The 7,591-nt window shown below is 31.3% G+C and carries 8 protein-coding genes and 1 pseudogene; 7 read left to right on the top strand and 2 right to left on the bottom strand.

Annotation, left to right across the window (positions count from 1 at the left end):
- Window positions 1-235: pseudogene (locus ACI9TV_RS02425) on the bottom strand (hypothetical protein); the annotation flags it as partial.
- A 236-nt stretch (window positions 236-471) separates the two neighbouring features.
- Here ACI9TV_RS02425 and ACI9TV_RS02420 point away from each other — a divergent pair.
- The 3 genes from ACI9TV_RS02420 to ACI9TV_RS02410 all read left to right on the top strand — a co-directional run bounded on the left by ACI9TV_RS02420 (window position 472) and on the right by ACI9TV_RS02410 (window position 2,315).
- The gene (locus ACI9TV_RS02420) at window positions 472-882 is read left to right on the top strand and encodes a cytochrome C (RefSeq protein ID WP_415249161.1); all 411 of its coding nucleotides are present in this window, start codon (window positions 472-474) and stop codon (window positions 880-882) included.
- Window positions 883-896: 14 nt separating this feature from the next.
- Window positions 897-1,718 carry an efflux RND transporter periplasmic adaptor subunit gene (locus ACI9TV_RS02415; protein WP_415249160.1) on the top strand — a complete coding sequence of 274 codons (822 nt, stop codon included), beginning with the start codon at window positions 897-899 and terminating at the stop codon, window positions 1,716-1,718.
- Window positions 1,719-1,934: 216 nt separating this feature from the next.
- Window positions 1,935-2,315 carry an AMMECR1 domain-containing protein gene (locus tag ACI9TV_RS02410; RefSeq protein ID WP_415249159.1) on the top strand — a complete coding sequence of 127 codons (381 nt, stop codon included), beginning with the start codon at window positions 1,935-1,937 and terminating at the stop codon, window positions 2,313-2,315.
- Window positions 2,316-2,332: 17 nt separating this feature from the next.
- On the opposite strand, the gene msrA is transcribed toward ACI9TV_RS02410, so the two are convergent.
- Window positions 2,333-2,860 (bottom strand): peptide-methionine (S)-S-oxide reductase MsrA, encoded by a 528-nt coding sequence (gene msrA / locus ACI9TV_RS02405; RefSeq protein WP_415249158.1) that lies wholly within the window; start codon window positions 2,858-2,860, stop codon window positions 2,333-2,335.
- Window positions 2,861-3,003: 143 nt separating this feature from the next.
- Between msrA and ACI9TV_RS02400 the strand changes: the two genes are divergently transcribed.
- Genes ACI9TV_RS02400 through asnB form a run of 4 tightly spaced genes read left to right on the top strand, consistent with a single transcriptional unit; the run spans window position 3,004 to window position 7,465 of the window.
- A complete protein-coding gene (locus ACI9TV_RS02400; protein WP_415249157.1) occupies window positions 3,004-3,750 on the top strand; it encodes an OmpA family protein in 747 nt (248 codons plus the stop codon).
- A gap of 20 nt (window positions 3,751-3,770) precedes the next feature.
- The gene (locus ACI9TV_RS02395) at window positions 3,771-5,084 is read left to right on the top strand and encodes a hypothetical protein (protein ID WP_415249156.1); all 1,314 of its coding nucleotides are present in this window, start codon (window positions 3,771-3,773) and stop codon (window positions 5,082-5,084) included.
- Window positions 5,085-5,660, top strand: coding sequence for a class I SAM-dependent methyltransferase (locus ACI9TV_RS02390; RefSeq protein ID WP_415249155.1), 576 nt, complete (start codon window positions 5,085-5,087; stop codon window positions 5,658-5,660).
- Window positions 5,660-7,465, top strand: a complete 1,806-nt coding sequence (gene asnB / locus ACI9TV_RS02385) for an asparagine synthase (glutamine-hydrolyzing) (protein ID WP_415249154.1) — start codon at window positions 5,660-5,662, stop codon at window positions 7,463-7,465. The genes ACI9TV_RS02390 and asnB overlap by 1 nt, the downstream gene beginning before the upstream one ends.
- The last annotated feature ends 126 nt before the right edge of the window (window positions 7,466-7,591 follow it).

Genomic DNA, 7,591 nt, shown 5'->3' with positions numbered 1-7,591 from the left:
CGTCTGATAATTTAACACCAGTATCTTTAGAATCTTTACTTACTGCAGTTGTAGTTCTTTCACCACTTTTAGAAACTTCCACTGTTCCTGTTACTGTAGAGTTTGCACTATCTTTAGCATCAGTGGACATAGATGTAAATGTACCTGTGATATCCTTGATAATCGTGTTTAAATCTGCTGATAAACCTGTTGTTAATACTACTGCTGCGATTACGCTTATTGCTATTTTTTTCATTTTATTTTCCTTGTGAATTCTTATTTTATTTTTTAATCATTTTAATTGTTGTTGAGTGAAAGTATAACTCAGTATAACTTATACTTAACTTAAGGATAATTCAAAGTAATGATAATTATTTGATACATCTGTTTTGATACGCTACAAAGCGTTTAAAAATAAGTTTAAAACTCATTTAATGGTAGTGAATTTTAAAATATTAAGATACAATACTTAAAATTTGCGAAGGGAATACAATGAAAAAAATACTATTATCATTGCTATTATTATCCAGTCTCCTTTATAGTGATAGCTATACAAGAGAAGATAGAATAAAAGATATGCAAGAAATGGCAGAGGCAATGAATACTATACAAAGTGGTTTCTTCTATAATAATTATGATACTGTTGCCAAGGGCGTAGAACACTTAACGTCATCAGTTGAGGGAGTTAGACCTCCTCTAGAAGAGTTAGAAGAAAAAGATATTATGACTAGATATATGAATAATAAAGTTCAGATGACGAGAAAAGTTGTAAGACAAATCAATCAAAAATCTTTAACAATCTTACAAAGATTTAAAAATGGAGACTCTGCGCAAGCCGTTCAAGCATACAAGAAAATTCTTGCACAATGCATGGCGTGCCATAGAGAAACAAGAAACTGGTAATTAAGGAATACTAAATGAAATACATACTACTTATAGCACTTGCAATTAGTTCCCTATTTTCTGGGAATTTAGTCTTAACTGGAACAGTTATATCGAATAACCAAAAGATGATACCATCTAGATATATGGGTTATGTAAAAAGAGTTAACTTTGAGATTGGAGATAAAGTTTATAGAGAGGATATCCTTTATGAACTAGAATCAGCTGAGTTTGACATTATGGAAGCACAAGCAGATTTAGCATTAGCACAAGCAAGACTCATGTTAGATTCTTTTCAATCACGTGCACGTTCTGTTCAAAAAGACAAGGATGATTTACATAGAAATAGAAAAAAGTTTAACGAGCAAAACTTTAGAGCTAGAATCGCAGATTTAGAAGATCTTGCAGATAATGCAGATAAAGCAGTTGAATCGATGCAAGTTGCAGTAGAACAAACATCTGAAAAAGTAAAACAATTTGCAACAATTGCCGGGTATTTAAAAATTCTAGCTCCGAATGATGGTGTTATTGTAGATAAAAGAATTCGTGTTGGAGATATGGTAGGCCCTGGTATGCTTACTATGATTATAGTAGATATGGATCATCTTGAAATTCAGGCAGAAGTCGCAGAGTCTGATTTAAAATATGTAAAGCGTGATAAAATTGTTAATATTGAAATTCCATCATTAGACTATAAAATAGATGGTTACATTAAAGCAATTGTTCCAAGCGCAAATCCAATGGCACATACATTTAAAATACGCATTCATTTTGACAAAACAAATGACATGGTATTTCCAGGTATGTATGCTAAAGTTAAAGTTAGTCTAAAAAATGAGATGATTAAGCAACATTAGTTATCCTTTCTTCTAAACTTAAAATAGCAGTGATCCGTTACTGTTATTTTTACTATAGCATCTTCTTCCTCTAGCTTCCTTATAATATTATTTAAGAACCCTAAGTTAATTTGTAAAAAAACAAAAAAATTATCGTATGAAATTCTTATTGGGAAGTAACAAAATTAAAACTTGGTATAATAGTTCCAGAGAAAGATTTCACACTAGGAGTTAGAGATGCCACGTTCTGTTTTGTTACAACTTGCTCGTGACTCTATTGCTGAAGTTCTTGAAATGCAAAGAACTATAGATAAATCATTCCTTCTTCAAGAGCATCCCTTGTTAGAGCAAAAAATTGCAACACGAGTAAATCTTTATATTGATCATGAATTACGTGGTTCGGCATACTCAGAAAACCCAAACCGTAGCCTTATTGAAGATATCATCATCAATGCAAAGAAATCTGCCTTTGAAGATGAAAACTTTTCTCCTATTACAACTTCGGAGTATCTAAGTTGTGAAATAGAACTCCTTCTATCAACAGTAGATGGTGTTATAAGTGAAAAAGACCCATCAATAATAAAAGTCAACACTCATAAATTAGAAACAATATTTTAACAAAATATATAGGCTTCTTATCCTAAGTTTTGAGGGAATTTTGTCATGAACTTTTGTAGTTTTGGTGCGATTACCGCTTGACAATATCCAGCAGACGAATTTAGTTTATAGTAATTTTGATGATATGCTTCTGCCTGATATACGCTTCCTAATTCACTTACTTCGGTAACTATTTTAGTTCTAAAATTTCCTTGAATACTTTGAATAAACTCTTCTATATCAATCTGTGATTTTTCATTTTCATAATAAATAACAGAGCGATACTGGGTACCACTATCTGCCCCTTGTCTGTTTAGTGTCGTTGGATCGTGAATCACAAAAAAGATATCTAAAAGTTCAGATAAAGTAACTATATCTGCATCATATATAATGTCAACTATCTCTGCATGACCTGTCGTACCTGTGCAAATACTTTCATAACTAGGGTTTGCTATCTGCCCTCCAGTGTAGCCACTAATTGCAGTTAACACACCTTTTACATTTGAAAATACACCTTCCACACACCAAAAACATCCACCACCTAGTACTAATCTTTCTTTAGTCATCTTTTTATCCCCTATAAATATTTGTCCAATTATTACACAAAAAGACTAGTATTCTTTATAGATAACAGGATTAAGTCAAAAGTTAAGAAAGCTTATAAGCTTTATACTATATCATTTCAGACTACTATTAATTAAGGGACTTTATGAGATATCTATTTTTATTCATCCTATCTGTTCTTATATACTCTTCAAATGCAAGAGAAATAAGTAGAAATGAGTTCCCTCTCATCCAGCCAATCTCCCTTGAAGAAGCTGATATCTCGCTAAATAACTATTTTGCGGATAGTGATAAGGATGGAGTACATGATGATAAAGATAAATGTCCCCAAACACTTAACGGTAATAAAGTAGATCTTTTTGGCTGTATGATTTTAAATGATACTGACAATGATGGTGTAGCAAATAAAAATGATAAATGTCCAAACACTCAAGATGGAATAACAGTTAATCTTAAAGGCTGTGAACCAGATTATGATGAAGATGGTGTACCTGATACTCGTGATTCATGTCCAGATACAAGTACTGAATTTATAGTTGATAATGTGGGTTGCCCACAAACAGCAGTTTTAAAAATCAACTTTAAAGCTAAAGAATTTATAATTATGGACGATACTCTACCTGAAGTAGAAAATTTCGCTTTATTTTTACTGGACAATAAAAGTTACCAAGCAATTATTTATGGCTATACAGATAGTGAAAATAGTACGGGAAACAATAAGCAACTCTCTCAAAAGCGGGCAAATGCTGTGATGGAAGTATTGATTGGACATGGTGTTAAATTGACAAGACTTACTGCTATTGGGATGGGATCAAAAAATCCAATCGCTGAGAACAGTACACCTGAAGGCCGTGCAAAAAACCGAAGAATAGAAATAGAACTTCTACAATAAATATGAAAAGAGGAATATAGATGAATAAAATAAGTATACTAGCACTTATTAGTACTTTAGTACTAAGCACAAGCTCTGTATTCGCGCAAACAGACGCTGAACAAACAAACACTGCTGATTTAATAGTAGAAGATATTATAGCCGAGATAAAAAAAGCAAAAACTACACCGATTGAAGAAACTTTTTTAATAAAAAAAGAACTAGAAGTTAAAGTAGCGAAAACAGTTATTCCAGTTGTAGATAAAGTTGAAACAAAAGTTCAACCTATTGTTGTAAAAAAAGTTGCAACCAAAGTTCAAGCAAAGAGAGTACCTATAAAAGCAAAGACTGAAGTAGTAGTAGCAATATCACAAGCTAAGAAAATTACGAAAGTGCATACAATAACTCTACCAACTGTTCCTAAACCACCAGAAGCAATCCAGTTGTCTGTAAAGTTAGTAGATGAAAATGGAAATATAATTTGTGAAAATTTAGAAGATATATATCCTAAAAGGGAAAAAATTATTTTTTCTACAAATGTAGCTCCTGAGAGATTTAGTAAAAAAAGGAACTCTGAAGTAAAAGAGATTTTACCTGGAGACATAGATAATGCTAGGGTTACTGCATATATTCAATCTCCACTTTTAAGCGTCGGAGATGTAGTAAATAAATTGAAAAATGCTGGATTTGATATTCTTTCAATATTTAAAGTAGATAAAAAAGGAACTGTTACTTCGATTGTCTTTACAAATGAAGCGATGAAAAAAGCTGCATCTAAAAATATACGTGGATTTGCAGGAACATTACGAGTTGTTGTAGACGCTAAAAACAAACTTGTCAATATTTCAAACCCTATTTATATTATGAAAGCTTTTATGCAAAAAGAATATAATCCAAATGTAGCTGAAAAAATGCTGTCTGATATAAGAAGTCAGTTTTCTGACCTTAAAAATTCTAAAGAAGTTGTAAAGTTTGCTGCACTTGAGCGCTATCAATTTATGGAAAATATGCCTTTTTATCAAGATATGAAAGTCATTGGAAAAGCTAAAAATGAAGAACTTTTAAAAAGAGTAAAAAAGAGTAAGAAAATTATATATACACAACATTTAAGTAATGGAAGTATTGTTGTTGGTGTAAAACTTGGGAAAAGAACATCAAAATTCGTTAAGAAAATTGGTTATCAAAATTCTGGTATTCTTCCTTATCCAGTACTTATAGAAAATGGTGAAGCAAAGATCATGGCACCACAATATTATATTGCAATAATGTATCCACAACTTAAAATGTCAAAATTTATGACAATTGCAACAGTCCCAGGTGCTATAACGAAAGATATAGATAAAATCTTTCGTTAAATGCCTCGCATAGATAGTGAACAATTCTATCACTCTTCTATAAAAAAACATGGAAGAAGTGCACAAGGAGTAAATTGGGTTTCGCAAGAAACTCAAGAACTTCGCTTTGACATCATCTTGGATATGCTTCCAAATAAAATAGACTCACTTGCAGACGCCGGATGTGGTTTTGGAGATTTCTTTACCTACCTTCAATATGCAACTACGAAATGTAATAAATATATTGGTATAGATTCTCTTGTCGAAATGTGTACGATAGCTACTGAAAATACAAAAGAAGAAATTATTTTAGCAAATATAACGGTAGATGTTCTTCCTTCTTGTGAATACTATATCTGCAGTGGCGCTATGAATATTTTGAATAGCTTTGAGACGCATATGTTTATTCAAAACTGTTTGCAGGCATCCGAAAAAGCATTCATTTTTAATATTTTATGTGGAAATAAAGAAAGTGATAGATTTAATTATATTACTGCTAACAAAATAAAAAAGATTGCAAAAAGTTTAGGTGTCAAACGTATTGAGATGCGTGATGATTATATGAATAATGATATCACAGTTGGTTTTTTTCACTAATGTGCGGTATATTTGGAATTATTGGAGAATATGACGCAAGTAAAGCAAGAACTGCTTTATCAAAATTATCTCATCGAGGTCGCGACCACTGTGGTATTATTGAGAAAAATCAATTATTTTTTGCTCATCAAAGACTGAGCATTCAAGATTTACAGGAAAATGCTCATCAACCTTTCAAATACAAAAATATCTTACTTTCTTTCAATGGTGAAATATATAACTATAAAGACTTAAAGCAAGAACTTTCTCAAAGCTTTGAATTTAAAAGTTCTTCTGATGGTGAAGTACTTATCGCCGCATATCTGAAATGGGGCATTGATTTTGTGCTACATCTACGAGGTATGTTTGCTATTGCTCTTTTAGATAAGGATACCCTTTACCTTTTTAGAGATAGACTTGGAAAAAAACCTCTCTTTTTTATGCATGCCAAAAGTTTCATCTTTGCTTCAGAGATTAAAGCAATCACTCCATTTTTACAAAAAACGCAAATGAATGAAGATGCGCTTATGAGTTATCTCTCTTTTTTAGCTCCTACTCCTCCACATACATTTTTTCAAGGTATTAAAAAGTTAGCTGCAGGAGAATACCTTACGTTCAAAGATAATGTGGTAACTGTTCAACGCTACTTTGACTTGCTAGATGTTACGCCAAATATTATTACATCACAAGAAGAAGTTGTTGCGTCTTTAGAAAAACTCTTAGACGAATCTATATCCATGCGACTTCATGCTGATGTACCAATAGCATCATTACTTTCAGGTGGTATAGATAGTGCAGCTATTAATGCTTATGCACTTAAACATTCTCATAATCTACAAACATACACTATAGGTTATGAAGGTTTTTCTAAATATGATGAAACAGGTAATGCGGAAAATACAGCTTCGTATTTAGGTTTAAAAAATAAAAAAATTATAATATCGCAAGATGATTTTGTAGATGCGAGTGATACTGTTCTTGATACATTAGACGAACCCTTAAATGATCCCGCTGCAGTTCCTTTATACCTCTTATTTCAAAGCATCGCCAAGGATGGTTATAAAGTTGTTATGAGTGGTGAAGGAAGTGATGAGTTGTTTTTAGGTTATAGACAATATTTTGAATATTTAGATATTGAAAATGCTAGAAATTTAAAACATAAAAATTGGCTCAAAAACTACTTTAAAGCAAATTATTCACAGCATCGGGAATGGGAACATTATAAAAGAATCTTTAATGATACTCTTTTGTTTAGAACATCGGGAGAAAACTTTACTGATTTACAAAAAAATAATTTAATGAAACGGAATGTAAAAGAGGGACACTCTCTACAATATATACAAAGTTATAGAGATAGGTTTGAGCTTTCAGTACATACACATGAATCTACATGGTATAGTTATATAGATCTTCATCTTTATCAAGCTGAACATTTCTTAACAAAGCTCGATCGAGTAAGTATGGCTCATAATATTGAATCACGTACACCTTTTCTAGACCATGAGCTTGCTTCTTATATATTTAGTCTTTCTCCTCAATTGAGGCATGAATCTGGAGTTACAAAATCATTACTCAAGAAAACATTAGAGCCATATCTCAATAATGTGATACTAAGTAGAAGAAAAAAAGGCTTTGCAAATCCTTATTACGAGTACTTATTAAGTAGTAACAAACTAAAGCTGATAGAGGAAGTTAACAAAGAAACTGGTATCTTCAAAGAAAAAGAACTCAATGAATATTTAAAAACATCAAGCAACAATAATTTTAAAAAACATATCTGGGGATTATATGTATTATCTATTTGGATAAAAAAAAACCTTCTATAAAAACTCGTAAATGTTACTTTTTCAGATTTACTAAAAAAATTTACTAATTCTTATTTTTTATATAATAATAAGAAATAGTAAATAAATATATAGTTATTTATTATATAACTGTAAAAAAGGTACATT

The sequence above is a fragment of the Sulfurimonas sp. genome (assembly GCF_047622445.1).
Classification (GTDB): domain Bacteria; phylum Campylobacterota; class Campylobacteria; order Campylobacterales; family Sulfurimonadaceae; genus Sulfurimonas.
This window is presented reverse-complemented; position numbering and strand designations above follow the sequence as displayed.

Coding starts and splice junctions, on each gene's coding strand:
- ACI9TV_RS02395 (WP_415249156.1), top strand. CDS start 3,771: ATGAATAAAATAAGTATACTAGCACTTATTAGTACTTTAGTACTAAGC.
- ACI9TV_RS02420 (WP_415249161.1), top strand. CDS start 472: ATGAAAAAAATACTATTATCATTGCTATTATTATCCAGTCTCCTTTAT.
- asnB (WP_415249154.1), top strand. CDS start 5,660: ATGTGCGGTATATTTGGAATTATTGGAGAATATGACGCAAGTAAAGCA.
- ACI9TV_RS02415 (WP_415249160.1), top strand. CDS start 897: ATGAAATACATACTACTTATAGCACTTGCAATTAGTTCCCTATTTTCT.
- ACI9TV_RS02400 (WP_415249157.1), top strand. CDS start 3,004: ATGAGATATCTATTTTTATTCATCCTATCTGTTCTTATATACTCTTCA.
- ACI9TV_RS02390 (WP_415249155.1), top strand. CDS start 5,085: ATGCCTCGCATAGATAGTGAACAATTCTATCACTCTTCTATAAAAAAA.
- msrA (WP_415249158.1), bottom strand. CDS start 2,860: ATGACTAAAGAAAGATTAGTACTAGGTGGTGGATGTTTTTGGTGTGTG.
- ACI9TV_RS02410 (WP_415249159.1), top strand. CDS start 1,935: ATGCCACGTTCTGTTTTGTTACAACTTGCTCGTGACTCTATTGCTGAA.